Raw genomic sequence first — 16275 nt, forward strand, 5'->3', positions numbered from 1 at the left:
GCTAGTTGGTGGCCCCGCCCGTTCGGGCCGTGACCGCTACGGAGTTCCGGCCGGCGCGGCGGATCAGGAGATCCGGGAATGCCTTGTGCAGGGCGAGTGCGATCGTCACGGCCAGGACGTTCTTGATGATGTCGCCGGGGTAGTAGGCCAGGTCAAGGAGGAACGCCTTGGAAAGGTCCAGTTTGCCGTTGACCATCATGCCGAGGACACCGAGGCTGTGGATCACCACAACACTGGAGGCCATGGCTGCGGCGAAGAGGAACAGCCCGCGGTATTTCATGGTGCGGCGCAGCACGATCGTTGTCAGCCAGCCGACAGCGAGGGCACCGAGCGGGAAGGCGATGATGTAGCCGGCAGACGGACTGGCAAGGATCCCCAGACCGCTCCTGCCGCCGCTGAAGATCGGCAGGCCGGCCAACCCCAGCAGGGTGTACAGGCCGACGGCGGCGAACGCCCGGCCGGGACCAAGCGCCAGGCCCGTCAGCATGACGGCGAGGGTCTGCAGGGTGATGGGGACGCCGAGGCCGCCTACCGGGATGGCCGCAATAAGCGCGGAGCCGGCTACGAGGGCAGCAAAGACGGCGATGAGGCCGAGATCCGTGGCGTTCCAGCGGGTCCGGCCCGGTTTACGGTCTGATTTACCGCCGGAGCCGGCCTGGCCGGTGACGGCGTTGTCAGTCTGGGACATGGGAGTTCCTGTCGGTGGGTGAGGGTGCGGTGTTATGGGGAGGCGGGCGACTGCCCGCGGGCGGCCGTTTTCCTTCAATTCCGACGATACGTCTCCGGCCACGGACCTATTTTGTAGGGGATCCACTAACGGAGGGCGCCGGCTCTGGACGGGGTGGCCAATGACCACCCACCACGCCCCCGGAACGGGGTTGACGTCGCAGGGTCCTCCGGGACGCGCCGGGCCGGTAGACTGGTAGAGGCCGTTCTCTCGGCCACACTGCCCCGGCCCCGAGACTCCATCCGTTGTGCCGCGGCGTTCCCCGTTGTGAAAGGCCTTACCTGCATTGATTACCGTCCAGGATCTCGAACTGCGCGCCGGCGCCCGCCTCCTCATGGACCAGGTGAGCTTCCGGATCGACAAGGGAGACAAGATCGGCCTGGTCGGCCGTAACGGTGCAGGCAAGACCACGCTCACCCGGGTCCTCGCCGGCGAAGGACTACCGGCTGCCGGAAAGGTCACCCGCAGCGGTGAGATCGGCTACCTTCCCCAGGACCCCCGCACGCCCGACATGGAGCAGCTCGCACGGGACCGGATCCTGTCCGTCCGCGGACTGGACATCGCCGTCGGCAAGCTCCGCCTGGCCCACGAGGAAATGGCCAGTGAGGACGCCGCTGTCCAGAGCAAGGCGATGAACCGCTATGACCGGCTCGAATCCGAGTTCCTGGCGGCGGGCGGCTACGCTGCCGAAGCCGAGGCAGCAGCGATCTGCTCGAACCTCGCGCTCCCGGACCGTCTGCTGAACCAGCCGCTCAAGACGCTGTCCGGCGGACAGCGGCGCCGCGTGGAACTCGCCCGCATCCTCTACTCGGATGCCGAGACCATGCTCCTCGATGAGCCCACCAACCACCTCGATGCCGACTCCATCGCCTGGCTGCGTGACTTCCTGAAGAACCACCAGGGCGGCCTGATCGTGATCAGCCACGACACCGAACTACTCGAAGCAACGGTCAACAAAGTCTTCCTGCTGGACGCCAACCGCGCGCAGATCGACTTCTACAACATGGACTGGAAGCGCTACCTCCAGCAACGCGAAACCGACGAACGCGCCCGCAAGCGGGAACGCGCCAACGCTGAGAAGAAAGCCCAGGTCCTCTTCGACCAGGCCAACAAGATGCGGGCAAAGGCCACCAAGGCCGTTGCCGCGCAGAACATGGCCAAGCGCGCCGAACGCCTGCTCAGCGGGCTGGAAGCCGTCCGCGAAAACGACCGCGTGGCAGCCCTGCGCTTCCCGGACCCCTCTCCCTGCGGCAAGACCCCGCTCACCGCGGACGGCCTCAGCAAGTCCTACGGCTCGCTGGAAATCTTCACCGATGTGGACCTCGCAATCGACCGCGGCTCAAAGGTGGTCATCCTGGGCCTCAACGGCGCCGGCAAGACCACGCTGCTGCGGATGCTGGCCGGCGTGGACAAGCCCGACACCGGCGAAGTGATCGCAGGCCACGGGCTGAAGGTGGGCTATTACGCCCAGGAGCACGAAACGCTCGACGTCGACCGCACCGTCCTGCAGAACATGCGTTCCTCCGCGCCCGACATGAAGGACGCCGAGGTCCGGGGCATCCTCGGCTCGTTCCTGTTCTCCGGCGACGACGTCGACAAGCCCGCCGGAGTGCTCTCCGGCGGTGAAAAGACCCGGCTGGCTCTGGCCACGATCGTGGCTTCGAGCGCGAACGTGCTGCTCCTCGACGAGCCCACCAACAACCTGGACCCCGCCAGCCGCGCCGAGATTCTTGGCGCACTGCGGAACTACACCGGCGCCGTTGTCCTGGTGAGCCACGATGAGGGTGCTGTCGAAGCCCTCAACCCCGAGCGTGTTGTCCTGCTGCCCGACGGCGTCGAGGACCACTGGAACGAAGACTACCTGGACCTGATTACGCTGGCTTAGGCTGCGGCCCAGTCACGTCTGTCGGGGCGCCTTCGCTTTGCACCGCGCTCGATTTGCCGCGTGCTCGCTCGTTCCTCGCTTAGACGCACGCTACACAAATCAACCGCGTCGCTTCGCTTGCGGGTCTGTCACCGGTCAGGTTGGCCCAGTCGCCAGCGGACCGGCCTCCTGCGCCCGTGATCGTCTGTAGCCCTTGCTAGGTGATGCTGAACATCGAGTTGTGGTCTCCCGCTCCTGCCCAGAGGAATTCGTGGTCTTGTGCGACTCTGCCAAATCAGCGGGCGTTCAAGTTGGTCGCGCCGCTAACAGCACCTTCGCCCTTGGCACGAGAGGAGCAGCGTGCGTGATTTATGTAGCGTGCGTCAAAGGCGAGGAACGAGCCAGCACGCGGGAAATTACGCGCGTTGCGGAGCGGACGCAACGGACTAAGCCAACGCAACCGTCGGAGCGGACGCAACTGGCCGTCGAAACCGAATGAACATCAGTACCCCTGGGCGTCGAGGATGGCGTCTTCCTCTTCCTCGGCCGTCGCGTTTTTCCGCTTGCGGGGCGCGGGCCGGCGCCGGCCCGCGGCCATGGCGTATTCGGGCGTACCGTCGGCCTCCGCGTCCTGGGCGTCAATTTCCGCGTTGCGGGCCTGCTGCCGCGCCGCGTAGCCGAAGCCAATAAACATCAGGACGCCGAAGGCGAACCACTGCAGCGAATAGGACAGGTGTGTTCCTTCTTCGGTGGAAGGCTTCGGGAACGGATAGGGCATGGCCGCAGCAGCAGGCGTCTCGGAGGCGAGCTGCCCGTATGCGCCAGTTAGCACCGGGTAGCCAAGCTGGGCGGCGTAGGCCGGCAGATCGATGGAGGCAAGCTGCCCGTCGGGGGCGCCGCGCTGCAGTTCGGGCTCACCTGGCTTGAGGCGGACCACAACGGTGACCTCGCCGGAGGGCGGCTCCGGGACGGCGTCCGGGCGTCCGGGCGTGTTGTTGCCGATGGGGAGCCAGCCGCGGTCCACAACCACTGTCTGTCCGGTATTGAGTTTGAAGGGGACCACCACTTCGTAGCCCGGCTGGCCGTTGAGCGGGCGGTTGCGCACCACGCGCTGGCCGCCGACATCGTAGCGGCCCTTCATCTCCACCTGGGTCCACTCCTTGTCGGCATCCAACCGGGAGAACTGCGCCTCGACGGCGGCGAACGGCAGGGGAGCGGCCGAATAGTTCGACGTGACACGGTTGATTTCCGCTAAGCTTTCCGCCCTGCGGTCCATCTGCCAGCGGCCAAGGAAGACGCAGGCCGTGGCAAAGATCGCAGCCAACAGAAGGTAACCCAGCCATTTGCTGGAGAAGAGGAAGCGGTACATTCAGCTGTCCCTGTCTGCCACAGGGGCAAGATCCAGCGGCAAAGTCTCTTTCCACAGGCCCCGGGTCTGCAGGTAGTCTTCCAGCCACAGCCTGTGCTCCTCGCAGGCCAGCCAGGTCTTGCGGCGTTCCGGCGTGTGGATCTTGGGATTGTTCCATAGCAACTGCCAGGCTGCGCCGGAGCGGCAGGCTTTCCGGGAGCACATGGGCGCGGCCGTTTCGGCAGGGGCGGGGTCGCCACCGGCCAAGTCAAAAATGTTCATGAAGCTGCCCGTTCCTGCCCGTCGATATCGTCTTCGTCCTCAATGACCTCACCTTGGAGTACGGTTGGCCTTTCGTCTGCGCCGGCTGCCGGTGATTCCGGCGCTTCGAGCTCTGCCAGCGGTGCGGCGTCCAGCAGGTAGTCGCTGTGAACCTCGGCCTTGTCGCTTCCATTGGCGATGACCACGGCAATCCAGGGCAGGAACACTGCGCCGGCAATTGGTATGACCTTGAACCAGCCGTCAACGACAAAGACGAGAATGAGGCACACCATGCGGATGCCCATCGCGACGGCGTACTTGATCATCCGCCCCCGCATCTCTTCCGAGTGGGCGGTTGCGGCGTCCGTAATGCTGTGCACCTGGGCGTCACCGGAGGCGGCGTCCGGATCACCGGACATCGAAGGTCCGGGTCGTTTTGCAAGTGTCACGGCTGTTTGATCACGCTCCCAAGGCTTAACCCAATTCTCTCACCCTCACGAGTGCCGCCCAAACGGGGGCTAAGATCGGAGGCAGTAAAAATCCAGCCCCTCACAGCGGTGCCCCGTGCCGCAGAATCCCGGAGCAAACTATGACTGAAGCAGCATCAACCGGCCGCAGCGTTCTGATCACCGGCGGCAACCGCGGCATAGGACTGGCCATCGCAGAGGCTTTCCTGGCCAACGGTGACAAGGTTGCCGTGACATACCGCAGCGATGCTGCACTTCCGGCGGGGATCCTCGGGGTCAAGGCCGACGTCACCGATGAGGCTTCCGTGGACGCCGCCTTCGCGGAGGTCGAAGCCGCCCACGGTCCGGTGGAGGTACTGGTGGCCAACGCCGGCATCACCAAGGACACGCTGCTGATGCGCATGAGCGAAGACGACTTCACGTCCGTCATCGACACCAACCTGACGGGTGCTTTCCGTGTCATCAAACGGGCGTCGAAGGGCATGATCCGGATGCGCAAGGGCCGCGTTGTGCTCATTTCCTCTGTTTCCGGGCTGTACGGCGCCCCCGGCCAGATCAACTACTCCGCCTCCAAGGCCGGATTGGTGGGCATTGCCCGTTCGCTGACGCGTGAACTGGGAGGCCGCGGCATTACCGCCAACGTCGTCGCACCTGGCTTCATCAACACGGACATGACGGCGGAACTGCCGGAGGCCACCCAGAAGGACTACCTGTCCAAGGTGCCGGCAGGGCGCTTCGCCGAAGCCGCCGAGGTGGCGAACGTGGTTCGCTGGATTTCCAGTGACGAAGCGTCGTACATCTCCGGCGCCGTCATCCCCGTTGACGGCGGTCTGGGGATGGGACACTAGCCCTCCTCTAAATGCCCCAAACCCCCTTGCCATGAAGGGACCTTTTGCCCATTACACGCCCCTCCGGCGGGTGTGTAATGGGCATACCGGCCGGTCCCGCGTGTGAACCGGCCACAAACTGCGGAGAAAATCACAAGGGAGCTATCATGGCCGATCTCAATAAATGGACGCCGTCCGAGGTTCTTGAGCCGATTCGGCGGTTTCTCGACGGCGACCTGACAATGTCGTCAATCCGCGTCGAACAGTTCATGGACGGCAACGTGCTCGTGGTGCGTGCCGAGGTTCCCGGCATCGAACCCGAGAAGGACGTTGACGTCTCCGTGGCCGACGGCATGCTGCACATTAAAGTGGAACGCGAGGAAAAGTCGGAACACAAGAGCAAGAGCGGTTACCGTTCAGAGTTCCGTTACGGCTCATTCTCACGGAGTGTCTCGCTGCCCCCCGGCGCCCGGGAGGAAGACGTCACCGCTTCCTACAAGGACGGCGTGCTTGAAGTACGTGCCCCGGCTCCCGAGCAGGCACCGGCCACCGGAACGCGCAAGATCCAAATCGACCACGGCTGAGTCGGCGCCGTCAGTCCGCTTCCCGGCGTGCTTCCCCGAGCCCGCCGGCCAGCATCGCCCTGCCTTGCCGGAACTAGGCCGGGTCCGCTTCTTTGTGGACGTCAAACAACTGAAAAGTTCCCATCCGCTGGCATGATGGATGGCAGACCCACAGATTTTGGACGTTTGTAACAAAGGAGCTCGAATGGGATTGCTGGACAACAAGACCGCCATTGTGACCGGTTCGTCGAGGGGGATTGGCGCCGACGTCGCCAAGCTCCTCGCAGCCGAAGGTGCCGCCGTCGTAGTGAACTACCGCCAGAAGGCCCCGCGGGCCAACAAAGTGGTGACCGAAATTGAATCGGCCGGCGGCCGCGCCGTTGCCGTCGGTGCCGACCTCACCACGCAGGAAGGCGTCCAGGCGCTGGCCAGCGCCGCCATGGAGAACTTCGGCTCACTCGACGTTCTGGTCCTCAACGCCTCCGGCGGCATGGAATCGGGCATGGCAGACGACTACGCGCTGAAGCTGAACCGTGATGCCCAGGTCAACATGCTGAACGCCGCCGTGCCGCTGATGCGGGAGGGCTCCCGCGTGGTCTTCGTCACCAGCCACCAGGCCCACTTCATCGATTCCGTACCCACCATGCCCGAATACGAGCCGGTGGCACGCAGCAAGCGCGCCGGCGAGGACGCCCTGCGCGCCCTGATTCCGAACCTTGCGGATAAAGGCATCTCGTTCATTGTGGTTTCCGGCGACATGATCGAGGGAACCGTGACCGCCACGCTGCTTGACCGCTCCAACCCGGGTGCCATCGAAGCCCGCCGTGCCGAGGCCGGCAAACTGTATTCAGTCGCCGAGTTCGCCGCCGAGATCGCCAGGATGGTGACTGCCGACGTCGAAACCGGGCACACCGAGTACGCCGGCGGTGCCGATTACTTCGGCAAGGGCACCGGCCAGGCCGGCTAGGACCGCCGGCGGCCAGTCCGCCGGGATGGCACGTCGCGGCAATGTTCCTCGGAACAACTGCCGCGACGTGCCATCTCGCGGTTAATGCCTGAAGTAGTTGATGCTCAGACCCCGGCGATATGCCGCACGGCGTCGAGGTAAGGCAGGCTGACCGCGGCGTCCGCGGCCGCGCGGACAGCCGGTTTCGCATTGAATGCGACGCCGATTCCGGCCGCGCTGAGCATGTCCAGGTCATTGGCGCCGTCGCCCACCGCGATGGTGTGCTCCATGGGGATGCCCTCGGCGGCGGCCCACTCGCGGAGGTACTTCTCCTTCGCCGCACGGTCGACGACCGCCCCGAGCACCTTGCCCGTCAGTGCGCCGTCGACAATCTCCAATTCATTGGCGATCCAGTAATCCAGCCCGAGGTCCTCCGCTATGGGGCGCAGGATCTGGTTGAAACCGCCCGATACCACTGCCACGGCGTGGCCTGCGGCCTTGAACGCCGCCACGAGGTCAGCGGCGCCTTCGGTAAGTTTCACCTCGGCCCGGACGGAATCGACGACGTCGGCAGGTAACCCCGCGAGGACCGCCACCCGGGCGTGCAGGCTCTGGGCAAAGTCGAGCTCGCCGCGCATGGCAGCTTCGGTCACCGCCGTGACCTCTTCCTTCTTCCCGGCGTAGGCGGCCAGGAGCTCAATGACCTCCTGCTGGATCAGCGTGGAGTCAACATCCATGATGAGGAACTTCCGGGGCGCCTCCCTTAGCGACGCCGGGACGATGGCCGTATCCATGCCGCCGAAGGCCGCGGAGGCCACCTCATGACGCAGCGCAGTGATGTCGGCAGCCGTCCCGGATTCCACGGCGAAGTCCACCGTGTACACCTCGAAGCGGGCGTCGCCGGTCCGGGATTCAGCGGAGAAAGAAGCCCCTGATCCAGTCAGCAGGGAACGGAGGTGCTCCAGTTCCGAAGGGGACAATTTCACGCCGTAGCTGACCGCAGTCACGTTCGAACTCATGGCTGCAATCTTAGCCAGCGCCCACCTTGTGCCCGAATTCGTTTCGTTCCGCCTATTGCAGTTGCCGACGGCGGGCCGTGGGGCGGTGTATCAGTTATCAGTCGGACCCCGTTTTGTCCTAGTGTCTACTCCTATGAGTGATGTTCTGGAATTGGACGCCGTCAGCGTTGTCCGAGGTAAAAAGACCCTGCTGGACAAGGTTGACTGGCAGGTCAACGAAGGCGAACGCTGGGTGATCCTCGGCCCCAACGGCGCCGGCAAAACCACTCTTCTTCAGATCGCGGCCGCCCGGATGCATCCGAGCAGCGGCACGGCAGGAATTCTTGACGAGATATTGGGCCGGGTTGACGTCTTTGAACTCCGCCCCCGCATCGGCCTCTCTTCGGCCGCCCTCGCCACCCAGATTCCGGAAAACGAGAATGTCCTCAACGTCGTGGTCACCGCCGCCTACGGCGTCACCGGCCGCTGGCGCGAGGGATACGAGCGCGACGACGAGCGGCGGGCTTTCCGCCTCCTCAACGACTGGGGGATGGGCCCGCTACTGAACAGGACTTTCGCCACCCTGTCCGAAGGTGAACGCAAACGGGTCCAGATCGCCCGCGCCCTCATGACCGATCCCGAGCTGTTGCTGCTCGATGAACCTGCCGCCGGCCTCGATCTGGGCGGCCGCGAGGAACTCGTCCACAAACTCGGAGAGCTAGCCAAGGACGAGGCAGCACCGGCCATGGTCCTGGTGACCCACCATCTTGAGGAAGTTCCGCCGGGGTTCACGCACGCCATGCTGCTGCGCGACGGCGGAGTGGTTGCCGCTGGCCCCATCACCGACGTCCTGACAGCCGAGCACCTCAGCGAGACCTTCGGCCTGCCCCTCGATGTAACGGTCAACGCGGGACGTTACACGGCCACCGCCCGCCGCTGACCCGGCGGTCACGCGAGCGTGGAGTTACTCAGCGGCGTCTTCATCTTCTTCGCGGGGCTGTGGGCCGGAACCATCAACAGTGTTGTGGGTTCGGGCACCCTGGTCACGTTCCCCGTGCTTATCGCACTGGGCATTAGCCCGGTAACAGCCTCCATCAGCAATGCCATGGGGCTGGTGGCAGGGAACGCCGCGGGTGCGTGGGGGTACCGGAAGGAACTCGCGGGCCGGGGCAGGCAGCTCCTGCGGCTGCTGCCTGCGTCCCTGCTGGGCGGCATCAGCGGCGCCTGGCTGCTGCTGCATCTGCCGGAAAAGGTCTTCCACTACGCCGCTCCCGCCCTGATTGTGCTGGCCCTGCTGATGGTGGTTTTCCAGCCCCGGCTCCAGCAGTGGGTCCGCAACCGGGAGGCGAACCCGGAACATGCCATCAGGGACAAACGCCACGGCGTGCTGCTGATCGTGTTGGTTTACCTGGCCGGCGTCTACGGGGGCTATTTCGTAGCAGCCCAGGGCATCCTCCTGGTGGGAATCCTTGGCGTGTTCATGACGGGAACCATCCAGAACGCCAACGCCATGAAGAACATCCTCGTCCTGGGCGTAAACATCGTGGCGGCAGTGTCCTACCTGCTGTTCGCATTCGGGCGCATCAACTGGACAGTCGTGGGGATCATCGCCGTGAGTTCGCTCATCGGCGGCGTCATCGGCTCGAAAGTCGGCCGGAGGCTTTCCCCGCCGGTCCTGCGCGGAGTCATCTTTGCGTTGGGCCTCGTGGCGCTGGGCTTCATGATCGCGAACCTCTTCAAGTGACCGGCGCCCCGTGACCGGCGCCTGTGCCCAGAGCCCCGTGCCCGATGGACCACCCGCCCCAATGAATGGCTTCCAGTGACTTTCCACTATCTCGAATCCGCTGACGATCCACGCGTTTCCGACTACACCCGCCTGACGGACGTCCACCTCCGCAAAGTGCGCGAACCCGCGGAAGGCATGTACATCGCCGAATCTTCGCGCGTGCTCCGGCGTGCCCTGGCCGCCGGCCATGTGCCACGGTCGTTCTTCCTTGCCGAGAAATGGCTCGCTGACCTTGCCGACGTTTTCGACCGGTTTCCGGACGTTCCGGTCTACGTCGGCAGCGCCGCCTTGCTGGAAGAAATCACTGGATTCCATCTGCACCGCGGCGCCATGGCGGCGATGCACCGGCCGGCTCCGGTACCGCTTCCCGAACTCCTCGCCGGCGCCCGGCGGGTTGCTGTCCTCGAGGACATCGTGGACCACACGAATGTCGGCGCGATCTTCCGGTCCGCTGCCGCCCTGGGCGTGGATGCCGTGCTGGTCTCTCCGCGCTGCGGCGACCCGCTTTACCGGCGCAGCGTCCGCGTGAGCATGGGCACTGTGTTCCAGGTTCCGTGGGCGCGCCTGGAGTCATGGCCGGCCGACCTTGGGGCGCTCCGGGAACAGGGATTCACGGTGGCTGCCCTGGAACTGACCGGGGACGCCGTGGACCTCGACGAACTAGCGGCCCGGAATCCGGACAAACTCGCGCTGGTGCTGGGCACGGAGGGCGCAGGAATGAGCGCCGACACCCTCGCCGCCGTCGACCTTGCCGTCAAGATCCCCATGCGCGCAGGAGTCGACTCGCTCAACGTCGCGGCGGCGTCCGCCGTCGCTTTCTGGGAACTGCGCCCGAAAGGCTGACGCCCCGCAGTTGGCAGGCGGCGAAGGCGCAGGTTTTCCGCTATGATTGATAGCTGGCCGTCCGGTACATTCTGCCGGCCATCCCATTCATACCTGGCAACTGGCAAAATCCAGTTGTGCGAACAAAGGTCCCATTATGAAGTCTGATATCCACCCGAAGTACGAAGCTGTTGTATTCAACGACCTGGCTTCCGGCGTCAAGTTCCTGACCAAGTCCACCGTGTCTTCCAAGAAGACCATCGAGTGGGAAGACGGAAACACCTACCCGGTCATCGACGTCGAAATCTCCTCCGAGTCCCACCCGTTCTACACGGGCAAGCAGCGCATCATGGACTCCGCAGGCCGCGTCGAGCGCTTCAACGCTCGCTTCAAGGGCTTCGGCGGCAAGAAGTAACAACTTCTCCCCAAGGTCAATTGGGAAAGCCCGCACCCTCCGGAACTTCCGGAGGGTGCGGGCTTTTCGCGTTTTTGGGGCAGGATGGGAAACATGACATTCCCTCCTTTTGAGGCAGGCCCGGCGGATGGCACGCACGACGACGGCGCCCGCCGCCATGGTGAGTACAAGGTTCCGGGCGGCAAGCTCGTTGTGGTGGATTTCGACGTCGTGGACGGACATCTGGCGCATGTTTCGGTCAGCGGCGACTTCTTCCTGGAACCCGATGAAGCGCTGCTGGACATCAACCGCGCCCTGACCGGCCTCCCGGACTCAACGGACGCCGCAGATATCTCCGCGGCTGTGTCCGCCGGCCTTCCCGAAGACGCCGTCCTGTTCGGATTCTCCGCCGATGCCGTGGCCATCGCCGTCCGCAGGGCGCTGGCGAAGGCCACCGGCTGGGCGGACCACCACTGGAATGTGATTGCCCCGACTGTGCTGCCGACTCACGTCAATGTGGCCCTCGACGAGGTGCTCACTGAGGAAGTGGGGGCCGGACGCCGCAATCCCACGCTACGGTTCTGGGACTGGGAGGAACCGTCCGTGGTGATCGGCAGCTTCCAGTCCGTCCGCAACGAGGTCCATCCTGAGGGCGTGGCACGCCATGGCATCAGCGTGGTACGCCGGATCAGCGGCGGGGGAGCGATGTTCATGGAAGCGGGCAACTGCATCACCTACTCGCTGTACCTTCCCCAGACCCTGGTCGACGGCATCAGCTTCGCGGACTCCTACGCCTTCCTCGACGCCTGGGTCATGGCTGCGCTGGAGAAACTGGGCATTAGTGCTTTCTACCTCCCGCTCAACGACATCGCCACGGAGCACGGCAAGATCGGCGGGGCTGCCCAGAAGCGGCTGGCAAACGGCGGCATGCTGCACCACGTCACCATGAGCTACGACATCGACGCCGACAAGATGGTGGAGGTCCTGCGGATCGGCAAGGAAAAGCTTTCGGACAAGGGCACCACCAGTGCCAAGAAGCGGGTGGATCCCCTGCGCCGCCAGACCGGGCTGGCCCGGGAGGACATCGTGGAGGCCATGATGGACGTCTTCACCGGCCGCTACGGGGCAACCCCCTCCGTCCTCACGGACACGGAACTTGCCGCCGCCCGTGACCGCGTGGCAGCCAAGTTCGGCACCGCGCAGTGGCTGCACCGGGTGCCTTAGGATTTTCATCGACTGCTCCGCAAGCGCCGTTCTGAGCGGCCTAAACGGCAGTTACGGAGCAACCGATCGTGCTTTTGCGGCCGCTGCCTGTGCAATGAGGGCACGGTGCAGGTGGCTCCGCTGCTCGATGATGATCCGGCGCAGCGCCCGCGGTGCCGCGGGATGCCGTGTGAGCCAGCCGTCCGTCTGGAGTATCACGGCATGGCTGTCCGGGCTGGCGCCGTCCAGATCCTGTCCTGCTGGATAGAGCCCGCGGACAATCCTGCTGGCGATCTCGATGCTGCGCTCCGCCCAGACGCGTTCCAGGCAGCCGAAGTACGGTGCCACGAACCGGTCCAGCAGCCCGTCGGGTGCCGTGTTGAAACCTGTGATCGTGGCGCTGAGCAGCTGGTTGGAAAGCGCGGTGCCCTGGACGGCTGCGTCCCACGCGGCGGCTTTGACGGCGGCGTCCGGCCGGGATGCGAGGGCCGTGGCGTGGCCGGCACGGCCCGACGCCGTAGTGTCGCGGGCCAGTTCCGCGTCGAGCTCGGCCTCCGTTGCCTGCCCGTTGGCTGCCAGGGCGTGCCACAGGCTCCAGCGGAGTTCCGGGTCAACCGCAAGCCCCTCAATGACGGTGGTCCCGTCCAGGATTCCCCGCACCAGGTCCAGTCGGCCTGTTGCCTGGCGGCTGGTGGTGGCCAGGGTCCGAGCCCAGGCAAGCTGGTGGTCCGAACCAGGCTTTGCGGCGGCAAGCTCCCGCGCGGCCGCGTCCAGGAAGCTGCCACGGACTGCTGCCCGTTCTGCCACCGGGACATAGCGGTCAATGGCGGTTGAGGCGTTGCCCAGAATATTCAGCAGGACGCCGATGCCCGTTTCGGCGGGACCGAATTTTTCCACCGCGGCCACATAACGGTCCGCCGGTGCCGCGCCGTCGCGGGCCGTATCCCAGAGCGCCGTCCAGCAGAGTGCCCTCGCCATGGGATCCCGCAGGGCGCCAAGGGACTCGCGTGCGGTCGCTTCGGAACGCGGATCAAACCGGACCTTCGCATAGCTGAGGTCGTCGTCGTTGACCAGCAGGAGCGCCGGAACCGGCTTGCCGTCCAGTTCCGGGATCTCTGTGGCGTGCCCGCCCAGATCCGTTTCCACGCTGTCCATGCGGACCAGCGAGCCATCAGTGTCGAAATCGTAGAGTCCGATCCGGAGGCGGTGCGGACGCAGTTCCTGCCGTCCGGTGGCAGGGTCCACCGCGTCTTGGACGAGGACCACCTTGCCCAGCACGCCGTCGTGCTCCTCGATGTGGGCAGTGATGGTGGAAATACCCGAGGTCTGCAACCACTGGCGGGCCCACAGCCCCAGGTCGCGGCCCGAGGCCTCGCTGAGCGCGGCGAGCAGGTCTGCGAGCGTGGTGTTGCCGTACGCATGGTCCTTGAAATACCGGCGGGAGCCGGCGATGAACGCCTCAAATCCGACGTAGGCCACCAGCTGTTTGAGGACGGATGCGCCCTTTGCGTAGGTGATGCCGTCGAAGTTCTGTTTGGCCGCCTCGAGGTCCGGGATGTCCGCGACGATCGGGTGGGTGGTGGGCAGCTGGTCCTGGACATAGGCCCAGGCTTTCCGGTTGTTGGCGAAGGTCACCCAGGCCGTGTCCCAGTCCGTGGCGCTGTCCACACCCAGCGTGCCCATGTAGTCGGCGAAGGACTCCTTGAGCCAGAGGTCGTTCCACCACTGCATGGTCACGAGGTCGCCGAACCACATGTGGGCCATTTCGTGCATCAGGGTGTTCGCCCGTCCCTGGTACTGGGAATCGGCCGCACGGGACGTAAAGACGTAGTTTTCCGTAAAAGTGACGAGCCCGGGGTTCTCCATGGCGCCGAGGTTGTATTCGGGCACGAACGCCTGGTCGTATTTACCCCAGGGGTACGGGTAGTCGAAAAGGTCGTTGAAGAAGGCGAGGCCCTGCTTGGTCAGCTGAAACAGGTGCGCGGTGTCGAATGATGCCGCCATCGAGCGGCGGCAGTAGAGCGCCAACGGAATCTCCAGCCCGGAGCCGTCCGCCAGAGTGCCGCTCCAGTGGTCCTCGGCCTTGAAGTACGGCCCTGCCAGCACTGTGGTGATGTAGGTGGACATCTGCCGCGTCGGCGAGAAGTCCCACCGGCTTGTTGCGGGGTCGCTCGTCAGCTGGGTGCGGTCCGCCTCGGCGCCGTTGGAGGCGACCTCCCAGTCGGACGGAGCCATCACGTGGAAGGTGAATTCCGCCTTGAGGTCGGGCTGTTCAAAGTTCGCGAACACCCGCCGGGCGTCGGCCGGTTCGTACTGGGTGTACAGGTAGCACTTGCCGTCCGCGGGATCGAAGAAGCGGTGCATGCCCTCGCCGGAGGTGCTGTAGAGGGCCGTGCCGGTGACAGTGACCTGGTTTTCGGCCTGCAGGTTCTCCAGCCGGATGCGGGACCCGACCACCACGTCGGCGACCGAAAGCCCCTTGCCGTTCAGGAACACGCTGTGCACATCGCCGCTGATGAAGTCCAGGAAGGTGTTTCCGCCGGGTTCCCGCGCTGAAAAGTTGATGACGCTGCGGCTGGTATAGCCGGTGACCTCCGGATCCCGGGCCTGGCGGACGTCGAGGGACACGTCATAGCTGTGGGTGGTGATCAGGGCTGAGCGATTTGCCGCTTCTTCGCGTTGCAGGTTCTCATTCGACACCAAGCTATTGAATCATGGGCCGCTCGGTCATCGGCGCGGCCGAATGGTCCGTTCAAGTGAGGAGCTCGGGTGGCCAGTGCGGGTGTCAGTGCGGCTGGATGATCAGGACGGCGGCGCCAAGGCCCAGCGCGGCGATAAGCAGCCAGGCCGCAAGGGCTGCCAGCAGTGCTTGGGCACCGGTGTGGAGCAGGGTCTGCACACGGACTGCCGAGCCCAGGCCGAAGAGCGCCATGCCCAGCAGCAGGTCCTGCACGGCGGCCGCCGCCTCCAGCCAGCCGGGGGACAGCCAGCCGGTCGACCGCACGGCCACCATGGCCACAAAGCCGATGACGAACAGCGGCACAACCGGCGGCAGGCGGAGCTCGGCGCCGTCGGCTTCGGCTGCCGGATCGGTCGGCCCCGGCTGTCCCGCCCCGCCCGGGCCCGGGCCGGTATCGGTCCGGGACCCGTTCCCAGCCCTGTTCCGGGCGCTTTTCCGGGTATTGTTCCCTGCCGCGCGGCTCATGGCCGTCCTCTGGTGGACGCCGGCGGCGGCCACCATGGGGGCCAGGAGGATCACCCTTGTCAGCTTGACGACGACGGCGATCGCCAGGGCTCCGGTTCCTGCGGTCTGCGCTGTGGCCACCACCTGGCCGACGTCGTGCACCGACGCGCCGGTCCATGCACCGAACACCTCCGGGGTGAGCTGCAGCGGGTGCAGGAGGAGCGGCAGGACGCCGATGGCCAGCGTGCCGCACAGGGTTACCAGCGCCACCGGCAGGACGGTGTCCGCATGCCGGATCCTGCGGACCGCAGCCATGGCACCAATGGCAGAGGCGCCACAGATGGAGAAGCCCGTGGCAATCAGCAGCGACGCGTCACGGGTCAGCCGGAACATCCGCGATATCCCGTAGGTCCCTGCGAAACTCACCAGCACCACCCCGGTAATCAGCAGCAGCGACTGCCAGCCGAGCCCAAGGATGTCCATGACGCTGACCTTCAGTCCCAGGAACACAATGCCGGCCCGCATCAGGTGCTTGCCGCCGAAGTCGAGGCCGGCGCGCCCCCGCCCGGCAGCCCAGGTTCCCGTGCCGGGAAGGTTCGCTGCGAGCAGGCCCAGGACGACGGCAACGGTCATGGCAGGCAGGACAGGCACCATTGCGTGTACGGTAAAGGCCACCCCGACGGCGAAAACGGCAGTGAGTAGTCCCGGCAGCAGGGGTGGGATCCGTGCGACGATCCGTCCCTGGCGGGCGGCGGGGAATCTGGGCAATGGCACTCACATACTTTGCCGGAACAGTGCGGAAAAACACGAACCGGAGGGCGTGGCGCCAACACGCCACAATGGGCACCAGTAATGAATTCGAAACAAAAAGGTGGTTGGCTAATG

General features: G+C 65.2%; 16 protein-coding genes. 9 read left to right on the forward strand and 7 right to left on the reverse strand.

Annotated elements, in window-relative coordinates; genetic code table 11:
- Position 1 precedes the first annotated feature (1 nt).
- The gene (locus tag Q8Z05_RS18525) at positions 2-688 is read right to left on the reverse strand and encodes a biotin transporter BioY (protein WP_305941024.1); all 687 of its coding nucleotides are present in this window, start codon (positions 686-688) and stop codon (positions 2-4) included.
- 325 nt (positions 689-1013) lie between these two features.
- Here Q8Z05_RS18525 and Q8Z05_RS18530 point away from each other — a divergent pair, with 325 nt between their 5' ends.
- Positions 1014-2612, forward strand: a complete 1599-nt coding sequence (locus Q8Z05_RS18530; RefSeq protein ID WP_305941025.1) for an ABC-F family ATP-binding cassette domain-containing protein — start codon at positions 1014-1016, stop codon at positions 2610-2612.
- Between the two features lie 481 nt (positions 2613-3093).
- On the opposite strand, the gene Q8Z05_RS18535 is transcribed toward Q8Z05_RS18530, so the two are convergent.
- Genes Q8Z05_RS18535 through Q8Z05_RS18545 form a run of 3 tightly spaced genes read right to left on the reverse strand, consistent with a single transcriptional unit; the run spans position 3094 to position 4649 of the window.
- Complete coding sequence (locus Q8Z05_RS18535; RefSeq protein ID WP_305941026.1) at positions 3094-3960, reverse strand: SURF1 family cytochrome oxidase biogenesis protein; 867 nt, start codon at positions 3958-3960, stop codon at positions 3094-3096.
- Positions 3961-4221, reverse strand: coding sequence for a hypothetical protein (locus tag Q8Z05_RS18540; RefSeq protein ID WP_305941027.1), 261 nt, complete (start codon positions 4219-4221; stop codon positions 3961-3963).
- Positions 4218-4649, reverse strand: coding sequence for a DUF3099 domain-containing protein (locus tag Q8Z05_RS18545; RefSeq protein ID WP_371745882.1), 432 nt, complete (start codon positions 4647-4649; stop codon positions 4218-4220). The genes Q8Z05_RS18540 and Q8Z05_RS18545 overlap by 4 nt, the downstream gene beginning before the upstream one ends.
- 140 nt (positions 4650-4789) lie before the next feature.
- Here Q8Z05_RS18545 and fabG point away from each other — a divergent pair, with 140 nt between their 5' ends.
- The 3 genes from fabG to Q8Z05_RS18560 all read left to right on the forward strand — a co-directional run bounded on the left by fabG (position 4790) and on the right by Q8Z05_RS18560 (position 7024).
- Positions 4790-5515, forward strand: coding sequence for a 3-oxoacyl-ACP reductase FabG (gene fabG, locus Q8Z05_RS18550; RefSeq protein ID WP_305941028.1), 726 nt, complete (start codon positions 4790-4792; stop codon positions 5513-5515).
- Positions 5516-5661: 146 nt separating this feature from the next.
- Complete coding sequence (locus Q8Z05_RS18555) at positions 5662-6078, forward strand: Hsp20/alpha crystallin family protein (protein WP_305941029.1); 417 nt, start codon at positions 5662-5664, stop codon at positions 6076-6078.
- A gap of 184 nt (positions 6079-6262) precedes the next feature.
- Positions 6263-7024 (forward strand): SDR family oxidoreductase, encoded by a 762-nt coding sequence (locus Q8Z05_RS18560; RefSeq protein ID WP_305941030.1) that lies wholly within the window; start codon positions 6263-6265, stop codon positions 7022-7024.
- A gap of 104 nt (positions 7025-7128) precedes the next feature.
- Here Q8Z05_RS18560 and serB read toward each other — a convergent pair whose 3' ends face one another.
- Positions 7129-8022 (reverse strand): phosphoserine phosphatase SerB, encoded by an 894-nt coding sequence (gene serB / locus Q8Z05_RS18565; protein WP_305941031.1) that lies wholly within the window; start codon positions 8020-8022, stop codon positions 7129-7131.
- A 133-nt stretch (positions 8023-8155) separates the two neighbouring features.
- Between serB and Q8Z05_RS18570 the strand changes: the two genes are divergently transcribed.
- The 5 genes from Q8Z05_RS18570 (at position 8156) to Q8Z05_RS18590 (ending at position 12227) form a co-directional block, all read left to right on the forward strand.
- Positions 8156-8941 carry an ABC transporter ATP-binding protein gene (locus Q8Z05_RS18570; protein ID WP_305941032.1) on the forward strand — a complete coding sequence of 262 codons (786 nt, stop codon included), beginning with the start codon at positions 8156-8158 and terminating at the stop codon, positions 8939-8941.
- A gap of 18 nt (positions 8942-8959) precedes the next feature.
- A complete protein-coding gene (locus tag Q8Z05_RS18575) occupies positions 8960-9745 on the forward strand; it encodes a sulfite exporter TauE/SafE family protein (RefSeq protein ID WP_305941033.1) in 786 nt (261 codons plus the stop codon).
- 75 nt (positions 9746-9820) lie between these two features.
- Entirely contained in the window at positions 9821-10630 is an 810-nt protein-coding gene (locus tag Q8Z05_RS18580; RefSeq protein WP_305941034.1) for a TrmH family RNA methyltransferase, read from the forward strand.
- Between the two features lie 136 nt (positions 10631-10766).
- Positions 10767-11024, forward strand: a complete 258-nt coding sequence (locus Q8Z05_RS18585; RefSeq protein ID WP_028267311.1) for a type B 50S ribosomal protein L31 — start codon at positions 10767-10769, stop codon at positions 11022-11024.
- Positions 11025-11117: 93 nt separating this feature from the next.
- The gene (locus Q8Z05_RS18590; protein WP_305941035.1) at positions 11118-12227 is read left to right on the forward strand and encodes a lipoate--protein ligase family protein; all 1110 of its coding nucleotides are present in this window, start codon (positions 11118-11120) and stop codon (positions 12225-12227) included.
- A gap of 51 nt (positions 12228-12278) precedes the next feature.
- On the opposite strand, the gene pepN is transcribed toward Q8Z05_RS18590, so the two are convergent.
- Together pepN and Q8Z05_RS18600 are read right to left on the reverse strand one after the other, a co-directional pair.
- Entirely contained in the window at positions 12279-14906 is a 2628-nt protein-coding gene (pepN, locus tag Q8Z05_RS18595; RefSeq protein ID WP_305941036.1) for an aminopeptidase N, read from the reverse strand.
- Positions 14907-14991: 85 nt separating this feature from the next.
- Complete coding sequence (locus tag Q8Z05_RS18600) at positions 14992-16164, reverse strand: YeiH family protein (protein ID WP_371745883.1); 1173 nt, start codon at positions 16162-16164, stop codon at positions 14992-14994.
- Positions 16165-16275 lie beyond the last annotated feature (111 nt).

The organism is Arthrobacter oryzae, from assembly GCF_030718995.1.
GTDB lineage: Bacteria > Actinomycetota > Actinomycetes > Actinomycetales > Micrococcaceae > Arthrobacter > Arthrobacter oryzae_C.